At 40.3% G+C, this 26,085-nt stretch carries 22 protein-coding genes; 14 read left to right on the top strand and 8 right to left on the bottom strand.

What is annotated here, in order from left to right:
• The first annotated feature begins 357 nt into the window (after positions 1–357).
• The 11 genes from AC3WLU_RS01430 (at position 358) to AC3WLU_RS01380 (ending at position 11,606) form a co-directional block, all read left to right on the top strand.
• On the top strand, positions 358–1,173 hold the full coding sequence (locus tag AC3WLU_RS01430) for an IclR family transcriptional regulator (protein WP_048678846.1): 816 nt from the start codon (positions 358–360) through the stop codon (positions 1,171–1,173).
• 274 nt (positions 1,174–1,447) lie between these two features.
• Positions 1,448–1,981 (top strand): cupin domain-containing protein, encoded by a 534-nt coding sequence (locus AC3WLU_RS01425; protein ID WP_034312308.1) that lies wholly within the window; start codon positions 1,448–1,450, stop codon positions 1,979–1,981.
• A gap of 120 nt (positions 1,982–2,101) precedes the next feature.
• Positions 2,102–3,040 (top strand): VOC family protein, encoded by a 939-nt coding sequence (locus tag AC3WLU_RS01420; protein WP_400449177.1) that lies wholly within the window; start codon positions 2,102–2,104, stop codon positions 3,038–3,040.
• A gap of 101 nt (positions 3,041–3,141) precedes the next feature.
• Positions 3,142–3,933, top strand: coding sequence for an SDR family oxidoreductase (locus AC3WLU_RS01415; RefSeq protein ID WP_492596647.1), 792 nt, complete (start codon positions 3,142–3,144; stop codon positions 3,931–3,933).
• Between the two features lie 30 nt (positions 3,934–3,963).
• Positions 3,964–5,652 (top strand): thiamine pyrophosphate-binding protein, encoded by a 1,689-nt coding sequence (locus AC3WLU_RS01410; RefSeq protein WP_057277772.1) that lies wholly within the window; start codon positions 3,964–3,966, stop codon positions 5,650–5,652.
• 12 nt (positions 5,653–5,664) lie between these two features.
• Positions 5,665–7,110 (top strand): aldehyde dehydrogenase family protein, encoded by a 1,446-nt coding sequence (locus AC3WLU_RS01405; RefSeq protein WP_413002844.1) that lies wholly within the window; start codon positions 5,665–5,667, stop codon positions 7,108–7,110.
• 16 nt (positions 7,111–7,126) lie between these two features.
• The gene (gene nadX, locus AC3WLU_RS01400) at positions 7,127–7,912 is read left to right on the top strand and encodes an aspartate dehydrogenase (RefSeq protein ID WP_413002846.1); all 786 of its coding nucleotides are present in this window, start codon (positions 7,127–7,129) and stop codon (positions 7,910–7,912) included.
• Between the two features lie 38 nt (positions 7,913–7,950).
• The gene (locus AC3WLU_RS01395) at positions 7,951–9,252 is read left to right on the top strand and encodes an aromatic ring-hydroxylating oxygenase subunit alpha (protein ID WP_034312297.1); all 1,302 of its coding nucleotides are present in this window, start codon (positions 7,951–7,953) and stop codon (positions 9,250–9,252) included.
• A gap of 21 nt (positions 9,253–9,273) precedes the next feature.
• Positions 9,274–9,783 (top strand): aromatic-ring-hydroxylating dioxygenase subunit beta, encoded by a 510-nt coding sequence (locus AC3WLU_RS01390; protein ID WP_413002847.1) that lies wholly within the window; start codon positions 9,274–9,276, stop codon positions 9,781–9,783.
• A gap of 34 nt (positions 9,784–9,817) precedes the next feature.
• The gene (locus tag AC3WLU_RS01385; RefSeq protein ID WP_222619771.1) at positions 9,818–10,606 is read left to right on the top strand and encodes an SDR family NAD(P)-dependent oxidoreductase; all 789 of its coding nucleotides are present in this window, start codon (positions 9,818–9,820) and stop codon (positions 10,604–10,606) included.
• A gap of 40 nt (positions 10,607–10,646) precedes the next feature.
• Positions 10,647–11,606: a VOC family protein gene (locus tag AC3WLU_RS01380; protein WP_492596646.1), complete on the top strand. Its 960-nt coding sequence runs from the start codon at positions 10,647–10,649 to the stop codon at positions 11,604–11,606.
• Between the two features lie 135 nt (positions 11,607–11,741).
• Here AC3WLU_RS01380 and AC3WLU_RS01375 read toward each other — a convergent pair whose 3' ends face one another.
• Entirely contained in the window at positions 11,742–11,957 is a 216-nt protein-coding gene (locus AC3WLU_RS01375) for a hypothetical protein (RefSeq protein WP_413002852.1), read from the bottom strand.
• Positions 11,958–12,748: 791 nt separating this feature from the next.
• On the opposite strand from AC3WLU_RS01375, the gene cuyA reads away from it, so the two are divergent.
• On the top strand, positions 12,749–13,741 hold the full coding sequence (cuyA, locus tag AC3WLU_RS01370) for a D-cysteate sulfo-lyase (RefSeq protein WP_063576350.1): 993 nt from the start codon (positions 12,749–12,751) through the stop codon (positions 13,739–13,741).
• Between the two features lie 623 nt (positions 13,742–14,364).
• On the opposite strand, the gene AC3WLU_RS01365 is transcribed toward cuyA, so the two are convergent.
• The 5 genes from AC3WLU_RS01365 to AC3WLU_RS01345 form a co-directional block, all read right to left on the bottom strand.
• Positions 14,365–15,996, bottom strand: coding sequence for an amidohydrolase (locus AC3WLU_RS01365; RefSeq protein WP_492596645.1), 1,632 nt, complete (start codon positions 15,994–15,996; stop codon positions 14,365–14,367).
• 41 nt (positions 15,997–16,037) lie between these two features.
• Entirely contained in the window at positions 16,038–17,381 is a 1,344-nt protein-coding gene (locus tag AC3WLU_RS01360) for an APC family permease (RefSeq protein WP_492596644.1), read from the bottom strand.
• Between the two features lie 204 nt (positions 17,382–17,585).
• On the bottom strand, positions 17,586–19,202 hold the full coding sequence (locus tag AC3WLU_RS01355; RefSeq protein WP_492596668.1) for an amidohydrolase: 1,617 nt from the start codon (positions 19,200–19,202) through the stop codon (positions 17,586–17,588).
• Positions 19,203–19,235: 33 nt separating this feature from the next.
• Positions 19,236–20,579, bottom strand: a complete 1,344-nt coding sequence (locus tag AC3WLU_RS01350; RefSeq protein WP_492596643.1) for an APC family permease — start codon at positions 20,577–20,579, stop codon at positions 19,236–19,238.
• Positions 20,580–21,077: 498 nt separating this feature from the next.
• The gene (locus AC3WLU_RS01345) at positions 21,078–21,959 is read right to left on the bottom strand and encodes a MerR family transcriptional regulator (protein WP_063576346.1); all 882 of its coding nucleotides are present in this window, start codon (positions 21,957–21,959) and stop codon (positions 21,078–21,080) included.
• 421 nt (positions 21,960–22,380) lie between these two features.
• Here AC3WLU_RS01345 and AC3WLU_RS01340 point away from each other — a divergent pair, with 421 nt between their 5' ends.
• Together AC3WLU_RS01340 and sigH are read left to right on the top strand one after the other, a co-directional pair.
• Positions 22,381–22,884 (top strand): DinB family protein, encoded by a 504-nt coding sequence (locus tag AC3WLU_RS01340; RefSeq protein ID WP_492596642.1) that lies wholly within the window; start codon positions 22,381–22,383, stop codon positions 22,882–22,884.
• A 609-nt stretch (positions 22,885–23,493) separates the two neighbouring features.
• The gene (sigH, locus tag AC3WLU_RS01335; protein ID WP_413002861.1) at positions 23,494–24,144 is read left to right on the top strand and encodes an RNA polymerase sporulation sigma factor SigH; all 651 of its coding nucleotides are present in this window, start codon (positions 23,494–23,496) and stop codon (positions 24,142–24,144) included.
• 234 nt (positions 24,145–24,378) lie between these two features.
• Here sigH and AC3WLU_RS01330 read toward each other — a convergent pair whose 3' ends face one another.
• Positions 24,379–24,693, bottom strand: a complete 315-nt coding sequence (locus tag AC3WLU_RS01330) for an iron-sulfur cluster biosynthesis family protein (protein WP_278089389.1) — start codon at positions 24,691–24,693, stop codon at positions 24,379–24,381.
• Between the two features lie 199 nt (positions 24,694–24,892).
• Entirely contained in the window at positions 24,893–25,801 is a 909-nt protein-coding gene (locus tag AC3WLU_RS01325) for a LysR family transcriptional regulator (protein WP_063576342.1), read from the bottom strand.
• Between the last annotated feature and the right edge of the window lie 284 nt (positions 25,802–26,085).

Here is a 26,085-nt window from a genome sequence, read left to right as displayed (position 1 = left end):
CCGGAAGCGGTGAAAGCATTGAGTATATCTGATATGACTCATAGACCAGCTGTTGTTAGCAGGAAAGAAAGTAAACGGAAACTTCTGAATTGATTACAATCCATCGAAATATGATTGGAAGTACTTGCAAAGTAAAGGCCGGTGCGCGCTACTGGCGCCAAAGTACCTGTCTAGTTAAGGAAGCAAAAGAAAATAGACAACCATTGAAGTATGCATCATAAACATTCACCAAAAGAACGATCAGAAAAAAATGGATATATATGTTGCAAGTTCTTCTTTCTAGGTATGAAGAAAGCTTTACTGAACGGGTTATAGTCAGGGAAAATGAGATTTATTCACAACGGGGGGAATACTTGAATGGCAAGCGAAGAAAAAGAGAAAGAGAAATATAGTGCTAATTCATTGGTTAGGGGCTTGGAAATTATTAAGCTCTTTAATGAAGTACAGCCGAGCTTGTCTCTTTCAGAAATAGCAAAACAACTGGGAGTAAGCAGAACAGTACCATATCGTTTATTATTCACATTACAAAATATTGGTTACTTGTCTCAGGATGAACATACCAAACGTTATAGTTTAACTCCTAAAGTTCTTGAATTGGGGTTCAGCTATTTGAATAGCTTGAAATTCCAGGAAATTGTCCAACCTTATATGGAGACCTTGCGTGATGAAATCGGAGCCTCCTGCCATCTTTCCATTTTGGATGGACAGGAAGTTGTTTATGTTGGAAGTGCCCCGATCAGAGGTGTATCCGCTGTCAATGTGAACATAGGCTTGCGGCTGCCGGCACATGCTTTGGCCAATGGAAAATTACTTTTGGCATATCAACCGAAAGAATTGCTCATGCAAATGTTCAAAATATCGAACCTTACTCCTTATACAGACAAAACTCTCACCGCGCCTGGTGAATTTCAAAAACAGCTGGATTCGATTCGGCAAAATGGTTATTCGATGACAAGCGGGGAATTCCACCCTGGCATCCGTTCGGTTGCCGCCCCGATTTTTGATAGGACTGGGAAAGTATTGGCTGCCTTGAATGTCGTAGCAACAGAGTCTGCTTATCAAGAGGATTTCATCGATAAAATTGCCTTGCCGAAACTGTTGGAAGTTTCTCGTCAGTTATCCGTTTATATGGGATACAGCGGGGTTAAGCCTTATCAACACGAAGATGTCTGAACGATTTAAAATCGATTAATAAGTGAATAGTCTCTTTCGAAAGTGTGGATCTCCCATTAGGGAAATCCACACTTTTTTGTGTTAAGAAAAGCAAATCGTTACAAGTCTATCCCATAGTGATGAACGTTTGGATTATAAAAAATAGTTTTAAATATTCTAAAAACTCATTGACAATGAAGCGTTTTCATTTTAGACTTAATTCATAGACAAAACAATGTTTTGCTTATGAAACATAATTCGGTTTAGAAACAACAAATAAGGGAGGAATTTTAAAATGACAAAAGAAACTTTTTCAGTGAAGGATTTTGAAAAAAAATATGTTGCCCGATTGAAAGACCGTACTCTTGATTGGAATGTCTTGAAGTTCCAAGAAGAAATTGATCCCGCTTATAGACGCGCACAGATGAGATATATCGGACGTGGTGCCACTGCCAATAACGATACGAATGTAATTGCAGGTGAACATTTCACTTTAAGTACGATGGTGCTTCCTCCGGGATGTATCGGTCCTTTGCACCTTCATGACGATGTTGAAGAAGTGTTTTTCATTCTTGAGGGTGAAGTCACGGCATTAATTCAAGAGGACAGCTACAGTGAAGTGCATGAAATTAAATTAAGTGCGAGAGACTGCATAAGCAGCCCGCCAGGGGTTTATCGGGGAATTAGGAATGACGGGGATGTAGAGGCGCGCATGCTAGTCATGCTTGGGGCAGTGAAGCCTAACTTACCGACATATCCTGAAGGCAGTGAACTGGAAGAACTTCGTAAACAACGCTCTAAAGAAAGAGAAGCCATCATTAAAGATTGATCATTATGCCGAAAGGGCACCTGCATTATGAAAATTAATGAGGCGCCCTTTTCGATTAGATTGTTAATATGGCCAATGCGAATATCAAAAGGGCAATCTAAATTATGGGAGGTTAAAAAAATGCTTGGGATTACTCATTTACGGCATATAAGCATGATTACTCCGAATTTCGACGATCAAGCAGAGTTTTATGAAAAGGTTTGGGGTCTGGATAGGGTGGATGTTCCGGAAGATGAGAATACGGTTTATTTCCGGGGGGCTGGACCGGAACATCATATTCTTAGCCTTCACAGGGGAGAAAAACGAGGATTGCACCATATAGCTTTTGGCATGGTCGATAAAAATGCGGTGGACCGTGCAGCAGGGATATTACAATCGAAGGGCGTTCGAATTATTGAACCGCCTGGATATTTGGATGAAGCAGGTGCCGGTTATGGCCTGCGGTTTATTGATCCGGAAAACCGTGTGATCGAGCTTTCGGCTTGGGTGGAAGTGCAAACGTCTATTTGGAGCAAGAAAAATGTTGATCCAGTGAAATTGAATCATGTTGTAATGAACACGAAGAACTTAGATATGATCGTTGAGTTTTATACGGATGTACTTGGTTTTAAAGTCACTGATTGGAGTGAGCATCAAATGTCATTCCTCCGGTGCAACAGAAAGCATCACTCCATCGCCTTCAATCAAGATGAACATGCGTCAGTCAATCATATCGCATACGAAGTCGATTCCGTGGATGAATTGATGCGAGGAATAAGCAATGTCCGAAAAGCGGGCTTGTCAGAACTTTGGGGACCTGGACGTCATGGGCCGGGAGACAATATTTTCTGTTATTTTCAAGACCCAGGCGGTTTTGTAATGGAGTATACATGTTATCTGGAAACGATCGAAGATGAATCTGAGTGGAGAGCACGTGTATGGAAACGGGTTCCGCATTTAATGGATCAGTGGGGCATTGCAGGGCCGCCGAAACCTGAAGCGCGCAAAGCAATGGGAGGAGATCCCGATCCAGGCTGGGTTGATTCTCATATAGGTGGTTCTGTCATGGCGAAAAAGTGAGGAGGAGTTTAATTTCCTCCCATGATTCTTTCGCGTAGTTAGCTTCTTGTTGATTAAAGGACAGCATTTGAGGAAAATGGCTTTGAAAAGGAGTGAAGAGAGTGGATTTAGGATTGCAAGGAAAAGTGGCTATCATTATGGGCGGCACGTCGGGAGTGGGATTAAAAACAGCAGAAATGTTTTTAGCTGAAGGAGCGAAAGTGGCTATTTGCGGCAGAAGTGCTGAGCGTATGGAAAGTGCACAAAGTCAATTGCTCTCATTTGGTGAAAAGGAAGATATTTTTGCATCAACATGTGATGTCACCTCAAAATCGGATGTGGATTCTTTCATTAATGGTACCGCTGAGAGGTTTGGCGGAATCGATATTTTGGTGAATGCAGCCGGTCAAAGCGTGATGGGTCACTTTTTTGACATAACGGATGAGCAGTGGGAAGAACAGATTCAGTTAAAGTTTTTTGCCATCATATATGCCGTTCGTGCTTCGCATCCTCATTTAGTGAAAAGGGGAGGAGGGCGGATCATTAATATTAATGCAACGCTTGCCAAAGAACCTGAACGTCATATGGTAGCGACTGCAGCAGCAAGGGCTGGCCTCCTTAATTTAAGCAAAACCTTGTCCCAGGAATTGGCCTTTGACAATATATTGGTGAATTCAGTGAGTCTTGGATTGATCCGGACCGATCAATGGGAGCGAAGAAGGTTGAAAAATGCGCCTGATATGGACCCTGAAGAGTATTACGGGGACCTAGCGAAAAAACGGAATATCCCTCTCGGCCGCGTAGGGGAAGCGGAAGAAGTGGCCAGTGTCATTGTTTTCCTAGCTTCAGACAAAGCAAGTTATGTAGCGGGTTCGACGATTGAGACGGCAGGAGCGATCGGAAAGGCAATATAAATATATTACTGAAAAAGGTAGGATAACGCGATGAAAATACAAGAAGAAATAGAGTTTACGACCGCCGATTCCATCGTAAAGGAGCTTGTTCAAGCAGGTGTGGAAGCTGCTTTCGGGATTGTCAGCATTCACAATATGCCCATCTATGATGCAATTCTTAGGGAAGGGAGCATCAAACTCATTTGTTCACGCGGTGAGAGCGGTGCCGTAAATATGGCTGATGGATATGCACGCGCCACCGGGAAATTGGGTGTAGTGATTACCAGTACTGGAACAGGGGCAGGAAATGCAGCTGGTTCACTAGTGGAAGCTTGGGCAGCAGGTGTTCCCCTTCTTCATCTAACAGGTGAGGTGGCTTCTTCTTATCTTGGTACAGGCAAAGGATATATACATGAGTGTAAAGACCAGCTTTCAATGATGAGCGGAGCTTGTAAAAATGCAGTGAGACTTAGAAACCCTGACCAAACCGCAGCAGTAGTAAGGAAGGCAATCCAAGAAGCTTTAACTGCACCAACGGGTCCGGTTACATTGGAAATTCCAATTGACTATCAATCGGTGATCATAGAGGATCTTTCACTCGAAGGGCTACGAACTTCACCCTCTGAAACAAATTCAATGCCAATTATTCCTGAACTAGCCGTTCAAAAAATGGTAAGCGCAAGCCGACCTGTCATATGGGCCGGTGGTGGAGTCATCAGTGCCAATGCTTCGCAAGAGCTGCAAAAATTGGCGGAAATTCTTGGTGCAGCGGTAATAACCAGTCAGTCAGGAAAAGGTTCGATTCCAGAAAACCATGAACAATGCATCGGACATTTTGCGGCATATGAAACTACAAAAGAGTTTTTAAGAAATGCAGATTTATTGATTAGCGTAGGTGTAAGGTTTAGGGGGAATGAAACATCCAACTGGAAAGTGCCGGTGCCACAAGAACATATAGCGATCGATGCTGATTGGCAGGCCATTAACCGGAACTATAAAGCCACGTTAGGTTTGGTTGGCGATGCAAAAGATATGCTTGCTGCCATCATTCAAAAGCTTGAAGAACGTTCAGTTCATGCAGAGCCATCTTATTTACAAGAAGTACTTTCACTTAGAAATGAAGTGCGCGCTCAACTCAGGGAAACGCTTGGACCGTATGAGCAATTTGTAGATGGCATGAGGGAGATATTACCAGAGGATACCATTCTAGTTCGTGATGTGACCGTACAGGCAAATGTTTGGGGTAGCCGTTTATTTGAAATCTATGAACCGAGAACATCGATTCATGCATCAGGCGGCGGAATTGGTCAAGGTCTTCCAACAGCAATCGGTGCCCAAATGGGATGTCAAGATAAAACCGTCGTTCTTATGGCTGGAGATGGTGGGTTTATGGTGAACGTCGGGGAAATGGTTACGGCAGCCGAAGAAAACTTACCAGTTATCATCGTATTGTTCGATGACTCAGGCTATGGAGTTCTTCGCAATATTCAAACAGCCGCATATGGTCGGCAGGTAGCTGTGGACTTATTGAGCCCTGATTTTGTGAAACTGGCTGAGTCCATGCATTTTGATGCAGTGCGTATTGGTTCTGGAGATGAGTTCATATCCGAACTGAAAAAGGCTAAGGAAAGACGTAAACCTTCAATGATCGTCGTTGATATGGAAGCTGTGGGGCCAATGGCCAAACCATTTGGCGGACCACCGGGAGCTGCGGAAGCATTCAAGCCCAAAAAACTATAAGGAGGATTGAGAATGATTTCGACATACCCATTTGTTTCAGGAAAATATCTAGTTAATGGAGAATGGATAGAATTACCGGAAAAAGTCGATGTTGTAAATCCGGCAAATACATCGGAAGTAGTTGGCCAGGTGGCAAAATGCTCTGAAGAAATCGTGAATGGCGCTATTGAAGCGGCAGAAAATGCTTTTGAAACGTGGTCTCGCTCTGATATCGGGGAACGGGCAAACAGGATGAACACTGCGGCAGAAGAACTATCAAAAGTTATCGAGGAAAATGTTACCGTGTTTGTACGTGAGAATGGCAAAACACTTGTTGAAGCTAAAAAGGATTTACTGCGCTGTGTTGAAGTAATGAAGGGCTGTGCAGCAGAGTTACTTGATTGGTGGAAGCCTGAAGTGCTTCCAGGAAAACAAAAAGTCCAAATCCGAAGAAGGGCAAGAGGTGTCACGGCAATAATCACACCGTGGAATTCTCCGATGATATTAACATTTAAAAGGGTCATACCTGCTGTTTTGGCAGGCAATGCCGTTGTCGTAAAACCTGCAACGAATTGTCCCTTAACGATCATGACCTGTTTAAAAGTAGTTGCTGAACATTTTCCTCCAGGAGTCATCAATATAGTCTCAGGATCAGGAAAAGCAATCGGCGACACACTATGTTCCGATTCACGCGTAAGGACATTGGCGTTTGTCGGAAGTACGGAAACCGGGAAAGATATCATGCAGAAATCAGCTGGAAATCTGCAAAAAGTATATATGGAACTTGGCGGCAATGATCCTGCCATCATCTTGGAAGATGCCAATATGGACGAAGCGGCTATCAAACGTTTGAGGATGGGGATTTTACGAGCAGCGGGTCAGGTTTGTTCTGCTGTAAAAAGAGTGTACGTCCAAGAATCACGATATGATGAAGTTGTGGAGAAGCTGACCAAAGAGTTCAGCCGGTTGGTGATCGGTGATGGAATTCAGCCTGATGTAACCATGGGTCCATTGAATAATAAAGCACAATATGACTTTGTGAATGGCTTGATCGAACGTACCGCTAAGTCAGGAGGAAATATAATCACAACCGGCATTCAGCTGAATCCGGAAACTTGGGATAAAGGTTATTATATGCTTCCTTCCATTATTACTGGCGTCGATCAGCAGAGCGAATTGGTTCGAGTGGAACAATTCGGACCGATCATTCCAATTTTACCTTTCAATGATAACGATGAAGCTGTAAAATTAGCGAATGATAGTGAGTTTGCGCTGCGTGCATCTGTTTGGACCGAGAATGAAGATATCGCTGTCGAAATGGCAGATCGCCTTGAAGCTGGTGCGGTATTCCACAATAATCATACCGTTTTCAGCGACTTGGCCCTGGACTTCCCTGGCTTAAAAGAAAGCGGTGTTTCGCGGGAAACAAGACATTGCGGGTTGGAATTCTTTGCGGACTCATACGGGTTTGCTGATTGAGGAAGGATGAAACTACATGAAGTTAGGTTTAATCGGGTGCGGTAATATCGGAAAATTTCTGCTTCAGTCCATTAATAACGACGGGCTTCTTCCAGGTGGAAGAATCGTTGCGATTTATGCCCGCCGTGAAGAAGTTGCGGCACAATTAGCTGAAGAATTCAGGACACAGCCATATCGTGATGTCGACGAACTCCTTAAATCCGATGTAGATTTAGTCATAGAGGCTGCAACGATAGAAGCAGCTGAAGAGTATGCATTGAAAGTGCTTAAAAGCGGGAAGGATCTCTTGCTAAGCAGCATTGGCGTGATGGCAAATTCCGCCTTTGAAGAACAATCAAACCAGATTTGTAAATTGAATGGCGTGAATATTCTCCTTCCGTCTGGTGCGATTGGAGGTCTAGATGTACTTAAATCGGCAAAAGCGGTGAATGGCCTTGAATCTGTTTGCATCACCACAAGAAAACCGCCAAACGCATTGCCGGCAGGGTCTTCAGTGACAGAAGAAACGGTATTATTTGAAGGAACTGCTGCAGAAGCGATCAAGCTGTTTCCGAGAAACATTAATGTTGCGATTGTGCTGTCTATGGCTGGTCTTGGATCAGAAAAGACGAAAGTAAAAATCATTGCCGATCCAAAAGTGTTAAAAAACAATCACCTGATAGAAGCGTCAGGTTCGTTCGGGAAACTGAAACTGGAAGTGGTAAATGATCCGATGCCAAATAACCCGAAAACGAGTTATTTAGCGGCATTAAGCGTTTTGGCGACTCTGCAAAACAAGGAAAAAAGCGTTCAGATCGGGTAATGCATAATGATGTAAAGCTTGGAAGGGAGAGAAAAAGTATGCTTAAAACTGAAAAATCCTTAGAAGAAATGTCGAAACAGCAAGTTGTTGACTATTTGAACGAAACGGTTAAACCAGAGGAAGGCGTTATACCTGCATACCTTCTTGGAGACCCAAAGGTTTATGATATAGAACATGAAAAAGTGTTTTTGAAAACATGGGTTTTTATCGGTCATGATTCTGAAGTACCGAACAAAGGAGACTTCATGACCCGTGAACTTGCTGGCTACTCGCTCATCATTACTCGTGATGCTGAAGGTGAAATCAGGGCGTTTTATAATATGTGCACCCATCGCGGAATGAAACTATGCCGTGCAGATAAAGGGAACAAGTCATTATTTACGTGCCCCTACCATGGGTTCAATTTTAAAAACACTGGTGAACTCGTAGGAGTGCCATTACAAAAGGACATATATGGGGGCAACCTTGACCGCTCGGAAATGGGCCTTCACAAAGTAAAGCTTGAATCCTATAAAGGTCTTTTATTTGGAACTTGGAATGAAGATGCAGAACCGCTTGAAGAGTTTCTTGGCGACATTAAATGGTATTTGGATATCCTTGTAGGACGTGCAGAAATGGAAGTAATCGGAGTTCCGCAAAGATTCGTTGTTAATTCCAACTGGAAAGTTGGTTCCGATAACTTTGTTGGTGATTCCTATCACACTATGGTCACACACGGATCCATTGCCAAACTGGGCATGGTGCCCAATGCTACCTATTCAAAGCGCGGTTTTCAAATCCATACGGATAACGGACATGGACTAAACTTAGGGACTCCTAATCCTGACTTCGCTTTCCCGGAAGAATTGAAAGATGAATTTAAAACTAATTTGTCAGAAGAACAATATGGAGTGTTATCAAACTTAAAGAATATGATTGGGAATGTCTTCCCTAACCTATCATTTTTAATATCCCATACAAAAATCAAAGACCAATTCATCTCCAACACTTCAATAAGGATGTGGCGGCCAATCGGTCACAATAAAATGGAAGTGATTGCTTGGATGCTCGTGGAAAAGAACGCCTCCCAAGATTGGAAAGATAGATCAAGAGATTCATTTATCTTGACCTTTAGTCCATCCGGTATTTTCGAACAGGATGATACGGAAGTTTTTACTGATATCACTGAAGCAGCCCAAGGCCCAATGCCTTTCCTAAAGAATCTAACCTACAATTATACAATGGGTCTTCATCGTGAACCAGTTGATTTTATAGGTCCTGGTGTTGCTTACGATGATAAATTCACTGAAGCGAGCCAAAGGAATTTTTACAAGTACTGGCTTGAATTGATGACGAAATGATAAACGGGAGGGGTAAGGGAAATGAATGTGGAGAAAATGTTGCTCAAATGTCAATTTGAACAATGGCTGTATGATGAAGCTCAATTACTGGATGATATTGAATTTGATGATTGGTTCGATTTAATGCACTCGAGTTTACGCTATCAAATGCCTGTACGTGTTAATAAAGAAGGGGTGGAACGCCCGGATTATTCAACGGACATGTTTACATTTAATGATGATATTGAGCTGCTGAAACTGCGAGTGGATCGTTTGAAAACGGATTATGCATGGGCGGAAATACCGCCATCAAGAACACGGCGTTTTGTCTCAAATGTACGTGTTAAAGACTATGTTGAAGGTGAAAAGGCAGTCGTCAAGAGCTACCTGCTCATCTATCGTAGCCGCAGCACGGATATTCAACATGATCTGATTTCGGGGGAACGAAATGATGAATTCGTTTTCGAAGAAGGTAAATGGAAACTTTCCAAACGAATATTCATTGTTGATCAATCAACGATAAATACCAGAAATCTTGCTATCTTCGTATAATATTGACTTGGTTAAAAAGAGGAGGTTGGTTACAATGGCAATGGCGTTAAAGGATAAAGTAGTGCTGATTACCGGTGGCAATTCAGGTATCGGGGAGGCTGTCACTAGACGTTTCATACAAGAAGGGGCAAAAGTCAGCATCATCGGCCGCTCGATAGAAACGCTAAAGAAAATGAAAGCGGAATTTGGTGAAGAGATTCTCATTAACCAAGGCGATGTAAGCAAATATGAAGACAATGAGAGGGCTGTCCAGGCCACTGTCGAGCAATTTGGAAAGCTGGATGTTTTCGTTGCCAATGCAGGAGTCTTTGATGGATTTGCTAAATTTGCCGACGTAACTCCCGATGCACTTTCCGATGCATATGATTTTCTGATCGATATTAACGTTAAAGGATCATTTTTCGGTGCTAAAGCCGCTCTTGAAGAACTGCAAAAATCGAATGGAAATATTATTTTCACCGTATCCGGTGCCAGTTTTTATCCGGATGGCGGCGGGGTGTGGTACACAGCAAGCAAGCATGCCCAAATAGGGCTGATGCGCCAACTTGCCTTTGAACTCGCTCCCAACATCAGGGTTAATGCTGTAGCGCCTGGTGGCACTCTGACCGCATTATCGGTCATTCCTCCCCTACGTCCATTCGTTAAAATCGTGGATAATGAAACGAAGGCAAATAGCATAAAAAAAAGAAACCCTCTTCAGCTTGCACAGCTGCCCGAAGATCATGTAGCTGCATATGTCCTATTGGCATCAGACGCAGCGCGTGCTATTACCGGTGAAGTCATCTCCAGTGATGGAGGGTTGTCCGTTCGCGGACTGGGTTGAGTTCATAATAAAATAAACTATGGGAAGTAGGTTTATTAGTATGGCTGAATCACTATTGGGCAATAGGAATATTAATCAACTCGCATTTGTTGTAAAAGATATTGAAGCTGCTAATCTAGCTTTTACAAGACTGCTGGGCATTAAGAAGGCAGAACCATTTCTAACTGGTGACAGTTCTGTATCGAAAGTCACTTTTAGAGGTGTACCAACGGAATCGCAATCCAAACTGGCTTTCCTGAATACACCGACCGTCCAATTTGAACTAATAGAACCCGATAAAAATCCAGGAACGATGCGTGAGTTCCTGGATGAAGTAGGTGAAGGGATCCACCATATAGCTTTTGATGTGGACTCTATCCAAAAGAGGCTGCCAATCATGGAGAAAAATGGTTACCCAGCTTTGCAAACGGGTGAATTCACTTCAAGTGACGGCCGATATGTATATGTGGATACACTAGATGATCACAAAACGTTAGTTGAACTGCTTGAAAGTGCGGAGCCAAGAGTAACGGCATGGGAAAGACCGGAAAATGACAGCATTCAGCCGCTACTAGGGACTAACAAAGTGGAACAGCTTGCGTTTGTTGTCAAAGACCTAGATGCGGCTGCAGATGCATATAGTAAGTTGTTGGGTGTTGAAAAACCTCCCATCATCCATTCTGGTTCATCCGATATTACAAACGTGATTTACAAAGGGAAGCCCACTGAAGGCAAATCAAAATATATGTTCATCAATACTCCGTTAATTCAAATTGAATTGATCGAGCCGGACGAATCACACAGTACGTGGAAAGATCATCTAGAAACATATGGTGAGGGTGTTCACCATATCTCTTTTGTCGTTAAAGACATGGAGGCTAAAATGAAGATGCTGGAAGAAATGGGCTATCCGGTCATACAGACAGGAAACTTTTTTAACGGAAAAGGCCGCTATGCCTATATGGATACAAAAGCGACCTTTAAAGTGATTATTGAATTGCTGGAACGTTACGATGAGTAAACAAGTAACCATTGATCATCAAAAGGTGTATGGATGATTGTCCGGGCAATTGGAACTTACATAATTAGGAATAAGAACCCCAGGGGTCATTCAATCGAAAAACCTAGCCATTTTCCCACCTGATCAGCTGAATAACTACCTAGAAGCGCAACCGTAAAAAGCATACAAGGCAATGGTCGGGAAGGGGACTTCAACCATGGCCTTGTACGGTTCGAATAAAAAAGTGAAGAATTTAACATCAATATGGATCGTATTGACCTTTATTGCTTTTTCTACAACTTTGTCACGAATGGCCTGGATTAACTGTAAGTGCTCGTTGTTTCGTTCCTCATACCAAGATTTATCCACCAATGTAATTCCTCATTACGGGCCGATAAAAAGGATTCGAAAAGAAACCATGATGGATCTGTAGTTTTTTGGAGAAAGTTATTTCTCGAGTTGGAATATAATAAGCGGTGAAATTCGATGTTTGTACGACTTGCCGCTATTCGGTCATTTTTTTTATTTCTTGTTGCAGTTTATCTGTTGCCCATACCAGTTTTTTTAACTCCTCTTCCGTCATTCCTTCACAGTAATAATACCCTTCAATGATTGCATTTTTAATAACAAAAATATAGCTTCCCTTAAGGGCTTAGAATAATAATGTTCTATTTAATTTGAATATAAAGATAATGATTGGTTTCCATGGCGCTCTTTTCTAAAAATATACAAGTATATTTATTTTAAAAATGAGTGATGTCCATTTCAATGCTTCATACTTTTTATTAATACAATTCAATGGGATGGATGACACTATTACTACTAAAGACGCTCACTAGGCTATCGGACCTTTGGCAAGATAAAAAATTCCAGGTAGCCTTTATATATGCTGTAACTGGGAAGCTTCCTGATACTTTTTGGGAAAAAAGGTGGTCATAGAATAAGCGGAAGCACTAATAGTAGGTTTTGATATCATTTTGCCCTGACGAATGATGTATATGAAAATTCTTTTTTAGAGATAACCATGCTAGAAGGGAGATTCATGTTGCTCGATTACATAAAGATGCTATGATTGAAATCGAAGCTTATTTTAAACGAAAGAGAATATCAGATTGATATTTTCTTTCGTTTAATATACATAGAGGAAGCGGGAGGAGTTATTAATGAACTTAGCACAATTTCCCAGGAAACGATATACACCGACATATACACCAGTTGAGAGACTGGATCATTTTTCTGAAGTTCTTGGGGGCCCATCCATTTACGTTAAACGAGACGATATGCTTGGTCTGACGGCAGGCGGAAATAAAACAAGGAAACTGGAATTCCTTGTTGCCGATGCATTGGACAAAGGCGCGGATACATTGATTACATGTGGAGGCATTCAATCAAATCATTGCCGCTTGACACTAGCTGCTGCGGTTAAAGAGAAAATGAAATGCATCCTTGTGTTGGAAGAGGGCCTTTCAAATTCTGAACCGGATTTTAACGGTAACTATTTTCTCTACCATTTATTAGGCGCTGAACAAATCAAAGTAGTGTCTAATGGAGCTGACTTAATGCAAGAAATGCAAAAAGTGGCTAAAGAGGTGACAGAGAAAGGACATCAACCTTACATCATCCCGGTTGGGGGATCCAATGTCATTGGTGCGACGGGATACGTTGCATGTGCTCAGGAGATCTTGGCCCAGTCCTTTGAGCAAGGAATTGATTTGAAAGCAGTTATTTGTGTAAGCGGCAGTGGAGGAATGCATGCTGGTTTGGTGGCAGGATTTCATGGAAATCACAGTGGAGTATCGGTAATTGGAATAAACGTAAGCAGAGGGAAAGCTGAACAAGAAGAGAAAGTTTTTCAGCTTGTTAAGGAAACTTTAACACATATCGGCATTCCGAATTCAATTCCTCGTGAGGCTGTTACGTGTTTTGATGAGTATGTCGGCCCGGGTTATGCTTTGCCTACACCTGAAATGGTGGAAGCAGTCAAGCTAATGGCAAGAACGGAAGGGATACTGCTGGATCCGGTATATACGGGGAAAGCCGCAGCGGGACTCATCGATTTAATACAAAAAGGCACCTTTAAGCCGGAGGATAACATTCTATTTGTTCACTCTGGCGGTGCTTCATCGCTATACGCCAATACGTCTCTCTTTAATTGAGATTTTACGAACCAACTGGTTCGCCGGCACCAGTTGGTTGGTCTAAAGTAATCATTTCAAGTTGATCTCGTTGAATAGAATGATGTTCCGAAAGCATCCTCATCACCCCAAGTTTTTAATAGATTTATTTTAAAACAAGGCTCTTTTCGTAAAGATTGATGTTTTTAAAACGAAACTATTTAAGGTTGATTGGAGCGGAAGTGCGAGACTCCTGCGGGAGCAGCGGGACAGGTGAGACCCCACAAGCGTTTACGCCGAGGAGGCTCACCGCCCGCCCCGCGGAAAGCGAGCATCTGGAGGGGAAATCAACCACAACTCACTACCTGGTAAATAGCAACAAAGTATGTGAAAATAGCCTGAAACAAAAAAGACTGTAGGGAAAAGTGTTCTATCTAAAAGGTAAGTCAAAGTTGATTGGAGCGGGTGTACGAGACTCCTGCTTAGAAAAGCGCGTCTAGGTGAGACCCCACAGGCGAAAGCCGAGGGCGGACCGCCCGCGGAAAGCGAGTGCCCTACGTTCCAATCAACGTCCAAATTGTGCAAGCCATAAAAAAGGACAAACTCGATTTTGAGTTTGTCTACAGTCTGAGAGGATTCTACATTTGTAGAATCCTCCTTTAATGTTACTTTTCGATTAAAGACGTCGTTTGATCAAAAACAACTTTCCCATCAACGATCGTTAGCTGTACCTTTGTATTGGGAATTTCTTCTACTGGTATTTCAAAGAGATTTTGTTCTAATACTACGATATCAGCAAGTTTTCCTACTTCTAATGTTCCCAATTCCTTCTCCCTAAAGGAACCATAAGCTGATCCGGCTGTATAAGCTTTCAATGCTTCGGCAAGTGTGATGCGCTCATGTGGATGCCATACCGTTTTTCCGCTGCTGTCGATTCTCGTTACTGCCCGATAGATTTGCAGAAGCGGATCAAGGGTATCGATTGGGAAGTCCGTTCCGAATGCCAATTTCGCTCCGGCTTCTTGCAGTGTATTAATCGAGAAAACATACTTTTCTCGTTCTGTACCAATCCGCTCGGTATAAACACCTCTTTCAGACATCGCAAAGTGATCCGGCTGCATTGAAGCGGTCACGCCTAGCTCTTTGAAACGATGAATATCATCAGGGTGGATCACTTCAATGTGTTCAATAGAATGACGCGAATCTCGTTTACCGTTTGTCTTTTGCGCTTCCTCATAGGCATCTAAAGCAAGGCGAATCGCTCCGTCGCCAATTGCATGAAAACGAATGCTGAAGCCTTCTTTATCAGCATCAGCGACCCATTTTTTGATTGTTTCTGGAGGGAACGATGATTCACCTCGTGTATTCGGTTGATCAGCATAAGGTTCAAGTAAATAAGCGGTACGGGCTGTAATGACGCCATCGATAAATTGTTTAAGTCCTGACACACGAAGTTTGTCCGATTGATACGTATCTCGTAATTTTTTGACACGTTCAAGATTGCCATTTAAAGCTGGCCATAAATGAATACGGGCAGTTAAATCTCCATTGTCTTCAAATTCTTTGAAAACATCATAATCATTAAGCTTTTCCAATGCTTCTATTGCAAATAAGTCGTGGACGGATGTTACTCCTAAACCAGCCGCATGAGTAAGGAAATTAGTGAAAAGTTCTCTCTTTTGTTCTTTTGTAAAATCATAGGCATGGAGGATAACCGCGTCCATTGCTTTTTCGTATAAAAGTCCATTAGGTTCCCCATTTTCGTCTTTTCCAATCATTCCATACGAAGGGTTTTCCGTATGACGGGTAATATTAGCGATTTCAAGTGCCTTTGAATTTACCCATGCGTAATGACCTTCGGCGTGAAACATAAGTACCGGACGGTCGGGGAGAATGCGGTCCAATGAAGACCGATTCGGTAATTGCTGCGTATCCCAATATCCTGCATCCCATGAAGCGCCGATTATCCAAGGATCTTGCGGGCGTGATTCGGCAAATTCACGAATCATTTCCAACGCTTCTTCTTCTGAACGGGCTGGGAATAAATTGGCACTATTCATCGAAACAGCCCCATCCATCATGTGAAGATGGAAATCATGAAAACCCGGTAGAATTAATTGGTCATTAAATTGATGAATTTTGGTATTCTCCCCTGAATAAGGTTTAACCTCCTCTTCAGAACCAACCGCAATGATTTTATTGTCCTTAATCGCAATTGAGGCGGGCTCCGGTTGGTCAGAAAGTCCTGTAAATACAGCATTACTTGAAATAATTACATCAGCTGGTTGTTGATTCATTATCTATCATTCCTTTCAATTCTATAGAATAGCTTCTATTTTTAAGCTTGTTCAATGGCAAGCTCAGGAGGCGGCTGTCTAAACATTTTTGTAAGGTTAAGAAGGTACACAAATCCGATGGCAAACCAAGTTCCTCCCAGTATTAACGAATAGATGTCTAACTTTATCCAAAAGAAACCTGTAAGAGAAGCACCAATTAACGGAATGATAAGGTACCGAATGGTCCCCATTAAGGAACGCTGCTTTTTTCGGAAATAATAGTGAGCGATAACCGAAAGATTAACGAAAGTAAAAGCGAATAATGCACCAAAATTTATAAGAGATACGGCAGTTGTAAGACTTAAGAAAAGCGCGCTTAGAGCAACGCCTCCTATAATTAATATGTTAAAGACAGGTGTACGATATTTAGGAGAAAGATATCCAAATATTTTGGCAGGAAGTACACGTTCACGTCCCATTGCAAATAAAATACGTGAAGCACTTGTCCCTGCCGCAATAGCTGATGAAAAACTTGACATGATTCCTTCAGCAAGCATATAACTTATCAAAAAGTTACCCCCGATATACATTGCAATTTCCATATAAGCAGCTTCCGGGGCTTTAAATGATTGGTAGTCAGGCCAGACAAGCTGTAAAAAGTACGAACCGATAAAATAATATAATCCACCAATGATTGTTACAAGATAAATGGCCCTAGGTATGGATTTTCGCGGGTTTTTCGTTTCTTCAGAAAGAGTTGTTACTGCATCAAACCCTAAAAAGGAAAAGCATAAAATAGGGATTATGGACATGAAGCCCGGCATATTTATATTTGAATCAATAAACGGGAGGATCGAAAAAAGCGTTCCTGCACCTTGACCATTTAAAAGCCCCTTTATTGAAAAAATGATGAACAACGCAAGTGTTCCGAATTGCAAGAATAGAAGCCCCATATTAAGCTTAGCCGCTACCTTAATACCGAGAATATTTATAATCGTAACCGTGACGATAAAGAGAATAATCCAGACGTACATAGGAATTATAGGGAAATAGGCTTTCATTGCAATTCCTAACAATAGAGCACTGATCATTGGACTGAACATATAATCCAGTATAATTGTCCAACCTACGAGAAAACCAATGTGAGGACTTAGGGATTTTTGCGTAAACGTATAGGCTGCACCCGCATTTGGAAAGGCTTTGACCATTTGCGCATAGCTGTAGGCTGTAAATAACATAACGATAAAGGCAACGATATAAGCAGTAGTGATCATCCCGTTCGTGCTATGAACAGCAACTCCATATGTTGAAAACAAAGTAGTTGGGGCCATAAAGGCCAAACCAAAAAACACAACATATTTTAATGGAAGTGAACGTTTAAGAGTTGGTGAGTTTGAATTATTCATATATCAGTCCCCCTATTTAAATGGCTGCATCATAGTCATTCTTTATTCCAATACCATACTGATTCTGCGGTTTTATTTCCATAGAATGGTCAGTATCCGTTTGTTTAAATTTCTCAAAAATAATAAGTACCATATAAAGTAAAACGTTTGTTGGCAAAGATGTACATCCGCTGTTTGATCATCTTTTTCCGAATCGTTTACTTATCATACTAAAGTGCCGGCATAATCATAAACTACTTGACCGTCAACCATTGTTAACAGTACCTTTATATCTGGTATTTCTTCCACAAGCACTTCAAAGAGATTTCGTTCCAAGACGATAATATCAGCAAGTTTACCTGCTTCCAATGTCCCTAATTCCTGCTCTCTAAATGTACCGTAGGCTGGGCCACTGGTATAAGCTTTCAATGCTTCGGCAAGTGTGATGCACTCATGTGGATGCCATACCGTTTTTCCGCTGCTGTCGATTCTCGTTACCGCACGATAAATTTGGAGGAGCGGATTCAAAATATCAATTGGGAAGTCCGTTCCAAAAGCCAGTTTCGCACCGGTTTTTTGCAAAGTATTAATCGAGAAGACATACTTTTCTCGTTCAGCACCAACTTGTTCGGTGTAAACACCTCTTTCAGACATCGCTAAGTGATCTGGCTGCATTGAGACCGTAACACCCAGTTCACTAAAACGATGAATATCATCTGGATGAATAACTTCAATGTGTTCGACGGAATGTCGTGAATCTCGTTTACCATTTGTCTTTTGCGCTTCCTCATAGGCATCTAAGGCAAGACGGATTGCTCCATCTCCAATCGCATGAAAACGAATGCTGAAGCCCTCTTTATCTGCAGCAACGACCCATTTTTTGATCGTTTCAGGAAGGAAAGACGTCTCACCGCGTGTTTCTGGTTGATCCGCATAAGGCTCAAGTAGATAAGCTGTACGGGCGGTAATGACACCATCGATAAATTGTTTAAGTCCCGACACACGGAGTTTATCCGATTGATATGTCTCTCGCAATTGTTTGGAGTGCCCAAGATCACCATTTAATGCAGGCCATAAATGAATCCGCGTTGTTAATTTACCGTTGTCTTCGAATTCTTTGAAAACATCTAGTGATTCTATTGTCTTTAAACCATGTAAGTCATTGACAGCGGTCACCCCTAAGCTTGCTGCGTGTGCCAAGAAATTGGAGAAGATTTCATTTTTTTGTGAATTTGAAAAATTAAAGGCATGGCGGATAACCGCATCCATTGCTTTTTCATATAAAATACCATTGGGTTCTCCACTTTCATCTTTTCCTATAATGCCATAGAAAGGATTTTCCGAATGACGAGTAATATTAGCAATCTCCAAAGCTTTCGTATTCACCCATGCATAATGGCCTTCAGCGTGAAACATGAGTGCCGGACGGTCTGGAAGAATATGATCCAATGAATGGCGAGTCGGTAATTGTTGTGTATCCCAATAACCTGCATCCCAAGTAAATCCGATTACCCATTGATTTTCCGGTTTTGATTCGGCGAATTCGCCAATCATTTCCAGCGCTTCATCTTCTGAGCGAGCGGCGAACAGATTGACACTATTGAGGGCAACGGCACCTTGCATGATATGAAGGTGGAAATCATGGAATCCCGGCATAATTAATTGGTCTTTAAACTGATAGATTTTCGTGTGCTCACCAGCGTAGTGTTTAATTTCTTCCTCAGTACCAATCGCAACAATTTTGTTGTCCTTAATTGCAATGGAGGCGGGTTCAGGTTGGTCGGAAAGACCTGTAAATACAGTATTACTTGATATAATTACGTCAGCTACTTGTTGACTCATCATCAATCATTCCCTTCTTTTATAGCTCTATTATTAAGCTTCCTCAAAGGCAAGCTCAGGAGGCGGCTGCCTAAACATTTTCGTTAAGTTTAATAGATAAATAAATCCGATAAGAAGCCAAGTTCCACCTAGTATTAGTGAATGTTTATCTAGATTTATGAAAAACAATCCAATTAGTGCTGCACCAGTAAGCGGGATAATCAAATATTGAATCGTTCCTTTAAAAGATCTCTGTTTCTTTTGGAAAAAATAGTAAGAAACAACTGAAAGATTCACAAAGAAAAAGGCAAATAACGCACCAAAACTAATTAGTGATACAGCTGTTGTTAGATTTAAGAAAAGAGCGCTTAATGCAATCCCGCCAATGAGTAAAATATTGAACACAGGTGTCCGGTATTTCGGTGATAGATAGCCGAAGATTTTTTTCGGCAATACATTTTCCCTTCCCATCGCATACAAAATACGAGAGGCGCTCGTTCCCGATGCCACGGCTGAAGCTGTGGTGGAAGTTAGCCCCACTGCCACAAAGAAGCTCACAAAACTGTTTCCGCCGATATACATCGCGATCTCTAAATAGGCGGATTCAGGGCTAGTGAAAGAATGGAAATCCGGAAAAATTAGTTGTGCAAAATAAGAACTTGTGATAAATAAAAATCCACCAATCATCGTTATGAAATAGATCGCTTTTGGCAACGTTCTCGTAGGATCCTTCGTCTCCTCTGACAGAGTAGTTACTGCATCAAAGCCTAAAAAGCTAAAACAAAGAATTGGGATAACAGATAGTAGAGCCGGTGAGCTAATTTCAGGATCATAAAAGGGAACGGTGGAAAATAATGTCCCTGTTCCTTTTCCTTCAAGAAGACCTTTAATGGACAAAATAAAAAATAGTGCAAACAATAAAAATTGCAAGAAAAGCATATACGTATTAAGTTTCGCTGCTAATTTAATGCCAAGGATGTTGACAGCAGTAATAATCACAATAAATAAAATGATCCAAACAAACATCGGAATGGATGGAAAATAAGCTTTCAATGAAATTCCGACGATTAGGGCGCTGATCATCGGGCTAAATATATAATCAATGATGATTGTCCAACCAACGATAAACCCTATATGTGGACTTATAGATTTTTGCGTAAACGTATATGCGGCTCCTGCTTTTGGGAACGCTTTCACTAATTGGGCATAGCTATATGCTGTAAATAACATGACAACTAAAGCAATGGCATAAGCCGTTGGCATCATCCCGCTGGTGCTGTCTACAGCAACCCCATAAGTTGAGAAAAACGTTTTTGGAGCCATGAAAGCCAATCCGAAAAAGACGACATACTTCAAAGTAAGAGTACGTTTAAGAGTTGGTGAATTCATATTTTCCATTAATCAATCCTCCTTGTGAATTTTTTAATAACGATCGTACGCATTCATTAATGTGCACATAGTGAATAAGCGGATTATTCGGATTATTTAATTTAAAATTCCGTAAATTCAGTCAATGGAAAGGTTATTTGTCTGGATTCATTTAAGGATAACCAATATAAATAGTAACTACTTGTAAACGGATACAACTTGAGCTCTGACTGAATGCTTATAACCATTTTTTCATAATTGCCTGTCCTCCAATCGGCCGCACAGAGGAGTTGGTAAAGAAGAGTAGCATAATGCAAGGAACAACGTGGCCTTGTCTTTTTGATGTCACACTTTTTAATAAAAGGTATCACTCCTTAGATCAAAATGATTTTTCAAAATAATGGTTTGCTGTTTTCATTTAGGAATGCATCACTCCATTCATTATGTATAAATCCATTATAAAGTCTCGTCTAACACGAGAGTAAACAGTTGCGATACAAAAAAACAGCCTTCGAAATGATAATGCTTTCATTTCGAAGGCTGTTTACTTGTTACTTTTTCTTGAATCGGAATTTGTATTTCATAATAAGCTTCATCATATTGATCGGTCAGAGAAACGTCAACCTGCATAATTCGAAAGGCGTCACCGGTAATAATATAGTCATGAGTATCACAATAATGGAGTTGCTTTTTTAGCTGGGTTAGCATTTTCTCCCTTGTAAGTCCTCCATAATAGGAACATAAAAATAGCCCTTTTTCAATTTTTTTGGTTGGTTGCTCTGACTCCTCACCCTGAACAAGAATGAATGATTGAGATTGATAGTCACTTAGGTTAGCGGAAAAGTCAGATGATTGACGAATTTCATCAATATACTCTTTCTTTATGAAATCTCCAAATTTATTGCTTGCCAAAGCAGGGATGATTCCACCAATCTTGTTTTCGAGCTCCAAATATCCAAAATAAAGATTTTCTGTATCCGTCCAAGCTACCGATCTGTCTAGTTGGATGTATTCCCGTTCTTCAAATTGTTTTATCACGATATCCGAATTCCTGTAACTGTTTGTGAAATGTTCAATATTGTATAATCGTGTCATCAAAATATTATGGATACCTTGCAATTTCTTAATTTCTTCCTGTATATTAGCCATTGATTTTTGAAGTGATTGAACCGACTTTTTGACATTGCGATCCGTAAGAAACTGCTTGATTTCTTCTAAGGAAAACCCGATGCTCCTTAACTCTTTGATCGTTCCGAGAACCTCATACTGGGAAATGGAGTAATAACGATAGCCAGTTTCGGGGTCAATATGAAAAGGCTTTAGCAATCCAATTTTATCGTAATGACGCAACGTATCTACGGTTACACCTCGCAACTTCGCCATTTCTCCTATACTAAGCTTATTTTGCATGGCTTTTCTCCTAACCAATACTGAATTTATATATATTAATAACATGATTTCATCCTATTATAAATTAGCGATTCCTGTTGTGTATAGCTAGTGGCAGGAATATTTGTAGAGCACGCATTAAATAAAATTGCAGTCACAAACTTACACGTCCAGTATTCGATTTAATCAGGGTTACCCATTTCAGCTCCTGAAATGGGTATACTTTTTTGGACTTAAAGGATCAAAATGCAGAAGAGGTTCAACAGTTTTTCTTGAAACTTGAAACCGAAACTTCCAGGCGTCAAGTACAAAGCAAAAGCAATGGTTTTCTAATTAGAATGGATAGTATTTATTGCATGTTTAATGAGGAATTTGTAATGAGGGAACATATGTTTTATAATGTACTTTAAGTAATTATCAATCAAAATAGGGGAGGTATTATATGTATATTTCAATTTCAGATTTTATTAAAGAATGGAATAAAGAAGCAATACTCACTCAAAATGTCTTGGATAGTTTGACTGATGAATCTTTAGAACAACAAGTTTATCCTGAAGGTCGCACATTAGGAAGAATTGTATGGCATTTCACGACGAATATTCCAGATTATCTAGCTCATTTCGGGTTAAAGATAGACCGGATAGAAAGTTCGGAAAACGTTCCATCTTCAGCCCGCGAAATTGCCATCACTTTTAAAAATGTAAGTTCTCATGCAGCCAAAATTATTGAACAACAATGGACAGACGAATCCCTGGGACAAATGCAAGAAGCGTTCGGAAGACAGGAAACAAATGCTTCCATCCTTATGGGGCTAATCAAGCATATTGTTCATCATCGCGGACAAGTTACGGTTCTGATGCGTCAAGCAGGAATTAAACCTTCTGGGGTTTATGGACCGCCAAAAGAAGATTGGATTCATTTTGGTGTGGAAAATCCACCGCTTTAAAGACTTATGAATGCTTAAGTTAGGATCTTCTACATACCGGGACATTGGCGAATAATTAAATCCAGTACTCCATTTTATGACTGAGTTAATAATATGTTTTAGCATCCTTTGAAGGGTGCTTTTTTATTTTGCGAAAGAAGGGTTTAAATGAAATCAGCTAATTTATTAGAGACGATGTTTTAAATGCAACCCTTATTTTTCCATCTAAAGCGAATGAAGGTAGGATAGATTCGTTCTTCTCCTTTTGGTTAGGCTCTATTAAATCATTAGTGCAGAATAGTTCTTTAAGATTATTATTATAATCATGCTATTTGTAAGCCGCCATATGCTGAACCCCCGCCATAATTACCACAACCACCGGCACAACTATATCCGTCAATGATCAGGAGTTAAACAAAACGACTTTAATGAAAAAATCTTTACCAAATCAATTAAAGCTGACTGAAAGTTTATAGTTATAAATAACTGGATTTTGTTGAAAAATGTCGTTATTTGCGAATATCATTATCGTCATTTCTGAGATATTATTATATTGAATGTACTTTACCACATTGAAGTGATAATGGAACTTTTATGTCGCGGCTCAACTTAGTGAGTGGGGGAAAATAAATGAGTGTAATCATCGAGAAGAAACAAATGGAAAACTATACTCATATGGAAGATGTGATGTTGGTAGGAAAAATCCATAATGGTGATGAGGATGCACTGGATTTTTTAATCAAAAAATACAGATGTGTCGTTCAATCAAATGCTTTGAAATATTTTTTAACGGGTGGAGATAAGGAAGACGTCTTTCAGGAAGGGATGATTGGGCTATATAAGGCCATTCGAGACTACAAAAATTGCAAAAATGCGTCTTTCAGATCTTTTGCGGAACTGTGCATTACAAGACAAATCATAACGGCCGTTAAAGCGGCTATTCGCCAAAAGCATTCTCCCTTAAATAATTATGTTTCATTGTATATGCCTATCAATCAAGGGGAGTCGGAACAGGGTCTAATTGATCTAATCCCTGAACAGAGACAAAATGACCCAGTCACGATCTTAATAAAATCAGAAGAAATATGCGATATTGAGCTAATTTTAACCGAAGTCCTTAGTGAGTTGGAAAGCAGTGTTGTGGACTTGTACCTGGAAGGAAAAACTTATTTAGAAATATCAAAGGAACTGAATGTTCCAAAAAAGACGATCGATAATGCACTTCAGCGGGTAAAAAGGAAGCTGGAGCGGCACCTCGAGTCCAGAAGAGTGGAAGAATAATAACAATCATTCTTTAAACTTTCGGTCATTATTAATTTGTAAAATAACATTGAAACAATTAATAGAATAGATAAAAGTACTTATTAAAGCATTTTCCTGGTAATGGAGCAGTTAGTGCAGTGCTATCCTATGGGAAATAAAATCCCTCTAGTTATCATGCCGATAAAAATTTCTCTGAGTATAACCAAAAAAAGCCCAACTGAAACACATGGGCTTTTTACTATGTTCATTTTTTTAATTCACTCTCTTCAATTGGAGATTATACCTCAATGTTTCATCGTCTGAATATAATTTATATCCAAGTCCGTCACTGTAATTGAGGAAGACTTTATCTGGAAGATGCTTTTTAGACTCACTTGAAATTAATATGGGGACCCCATTAATTATGAATCTCTCATCATCTTCGTTCTTATTATCAATTTTCAATTCATGTTCTACATAAATTGAACAGCTACCAACATAAATGGCTTCGATACGAACCCCTTCATTCTCTTTATAATTCATTTTTAATAGTTGTTCAATCGCTGCTTCTTTAATCTCAATATCCATGAAACCCGCTCCCATATTTTTTTTTATCTATACAATCCTCTATTCATTCGTATACCCAATTGTTTGTAAGTTAATGTGCATAAGAATGTTTATTAAGTATAAAAAAGCCGATATTCCCGGTCATCAGGATTATGTTGTTTAATAAAATCACAAATAAGTGTCTGTAACTCCATCTTTGGAATAGCTTTCTTTGCAATGATCATCCTATCGGCTTTGCTTTCATGGGCCACTTTTTGTTTAATTCAGTTATAAAAGTCTTTACATTTTTTTTATCTTTCATAATGGGGGAATAGACGTAAGAAAGTGTCCTGTTAAAGGATTCATCTTTTACCTGAATGATAGAAATGATTTTATTTTGTACATCCCTTTCGATGACACTTCGGGAAAGCAGGGCCAGCCCTGAGCCGTTTTTTATAAGTGTTTCTTTAATTCCTTGATTGCTGCTTATCGTGAGTATCGATTTAATTTTCAAACCATTTGAACGTATGACATGGTTAAGGTATTCTCGTGTACCCGATCCAACTTCCCTCGTTACCCATGCTTGGTCATGTAAATCAGTAATCTCCACATCGTCTTTATTAGCAAGTTCATGATTGTTAGAAGACACAATGAATAGCTCATCTTGCATGAATGGGTGAACAGAAAGCTCTTTTTCGTTAGTTTGACCTTCGATTAAACCAATATCCACTTTGTATAGCCGAACGGCTTGAACGATTTCTTCCGTGTTCCCAATTACCACTTGAAGTTCAAGTTCAGGATATTCCTCTTGCAGGTCGATGAGTAAAGAGGGAAGGATATACTCTCCTATTGTAAAACTTGCACCTATCTTTAATTCGCCCTTTATGGACCTATCGTGTTCCTGTATGTCTTGTCTGGTCTGTTCATAGATTGTGATCATTTGCTTGGCTCGGTCGTAAAGAATTTCTCCCGTTAAGGTGACTTTTAAAAACTTGGGAGAACGGAGGAATAATTTGGTTTGGAACTCTTCTTCTAATTTTTTAATATGCAAACTAACACTTGGTTGCGACATAAGAAGAATTTCTGCTGTTTTTGTAAAGTTCTTGACTTCCACAAGGGTCACAAATGTTTTTAGAGCATCATAGTACATAGAAATTTCTCCTTATTATTAATATTCTTAATAGTTATAATAAATTATATATATTTTACTAATGATGTACCTTCCAGTAAAGTTTTAATGAGAAACTTATTTTAGGAAGAGTATAGGCTGGGAAAGCTATTGTCCTTTGTTGCGTGCTATGAACCTATATAACTGTATTTTTCATTTTTTTTGCAGTTAAAACCGACTTGGTCTATAGGAGTAAACGAGTTAATTAATTTATGGATCGAAATAAAATATTTAAACCCACTCGTTATACATAATAATCAACTAAG

It is taken from the genome of Peribacillus sp. FW305-BF15, from assembly GCF_058783805.1.
The sequence above is the reverse complement of the archived record's forward strand: the minus strand, read 5'-3'. Positions and strand labels throughout refer to the sequence as shown.

Bases quoted from the DNA above. Each gene is read 5' to 3' on its own strand.
- AC3WLU_RS01430 (WP_048678846.1), top strand. From the start codon at position 358: ATGGCAAGCGAAGAAAAAGAGAAAGAGAAATATAGTGCTAATTCATTG.
- AC3WLU_RS01425 (WP_034312308.1), top strand. From the start codon at position 1,448: ATGACAAAAGAAACTTTTTCAGTGAAGGATTTTGAAAAAAAATATGTT.
- AC3WLU_RS01420 (WP_400449177.1), top strand. From the start codon at position 2,102: ATGCTTGGGATTACTCATTTACGGCATATAAGCATGATTACTCCGAAT.
- AC3WLU_RS01410 (WP_057277772.1), top strand. From the start codon at position 3,964: ATGAAAATACAAGAAGAAATAGAGTTTACGACCGCCGATTCCATCGTA.
- AC3WLU_RS01405 (WP_413002844.1), top strand. From the start codon at position 5,665: ATGATTTCGACATACCCATTTGTTTCAGGAAAATATCTAGTTAATGGA.
- nadX (WP_413002846.1), top strand. From the start codon at position 7,127: ATGAAGTTAGGTTTAATCGGGTGCGGTAATATCGGAAAATTTCTGCTT.
- AC3WLU_RS01395 (WP_034312297.1), top strand. From the start codon at position 7,951: ATGCTTAAAACTGAAAAATCCTTAGAAGAAATGTCGAAACAGCAAGTT.
- AC3WLU_RS01390 (WP_413002847.1), top strand. From the start codon at position 9,274: ATGAATGTGGAGAAAATGTTGCTCAAATGTCAATTTGAACAATGGCTG.
- AC3WLU_RS01385 (WP_222619771.1), top strand. From the start codon at position 9,818: ATGGCAATGGCGTTAAAGGATAAAGTAGTGCTGATTACCGGTGGCAAT.
- AC3WLU_RS01380 (WP_492596646.1), top strand. From the start codon at position 10,647: ATGGCTGAATCACTATTGGGCAATAGGAATATTAATCAACTCGCATTT.
- cuyA (WP_063576350.1), top strand. From the start codon at position 12,749: ATGAACTTAGCACAATTTCCCAGGAAACGATATACACCGACATATACA.
- AC3WLU_RS01365 (WP_492596645.1), bottom strand. From the start codon at position 15,996: ATGAATCAACAACCAGCTGATGTAATTATTTCAAGTAATGCTGTATTT.
- AC3WLU_RS01360 (WP_492596644.1), bottom strand. From the start codon at position 17,381: ATGAATAATTCAAACTCACCAACTCTTAAACGTTCACTTCCATTAAAA.
- AC3WLU_RS01355 (WP_492596668.1), bottom strand. From the start codon at position 19,202: ATGAGTCAACAAGTAGCTGACGTAATTATATCAAGTAATACTGTATTT.
- AC3WLU_RS01350 (WP_492596643.1), bottom strand. From the start codon at position 20,579: ATGGAAAATATGAATTCACCAACTCTTAAACGTACTCTTACTTTGAAG.
- AC3WLU_RS01345 (WP_063576346.1), bottom strand. From the start codon at position 21,959: ATGCAAAATAAGCTTAGTATAGGAGAAATGGCGAAGTTGCGAGGTGTA.
- AC3WLU_RS01340 (WP_492596642.1), top strand. From the start codon at position 22,381: ATGTATATTTCAATTTCAGATTTTATTAAAGAATGGAATAAAGAAGCA.
- sigH (WP_413002861.1), top strand. From the start codon at position 23,494: ATGAGTGTAATCATCGAGAAGAAACAAATGGAAAACTATACTCATATG.
- AC3WLU_RS01330 (WP_278089389.1), bottom strand. From the start codon at position 24,693: ATGGATATTGAGATTAAAGAAGCAGCGATTGAACAACTATTAAAAATG.
- AC3WLU_RS01325 (WP_063576342.1), bottom strand. From the start codon at position 25,801: ATGTACTATGATGCTCTAAAAACATTTGTGACCCTTGTGGAAGTCAAG.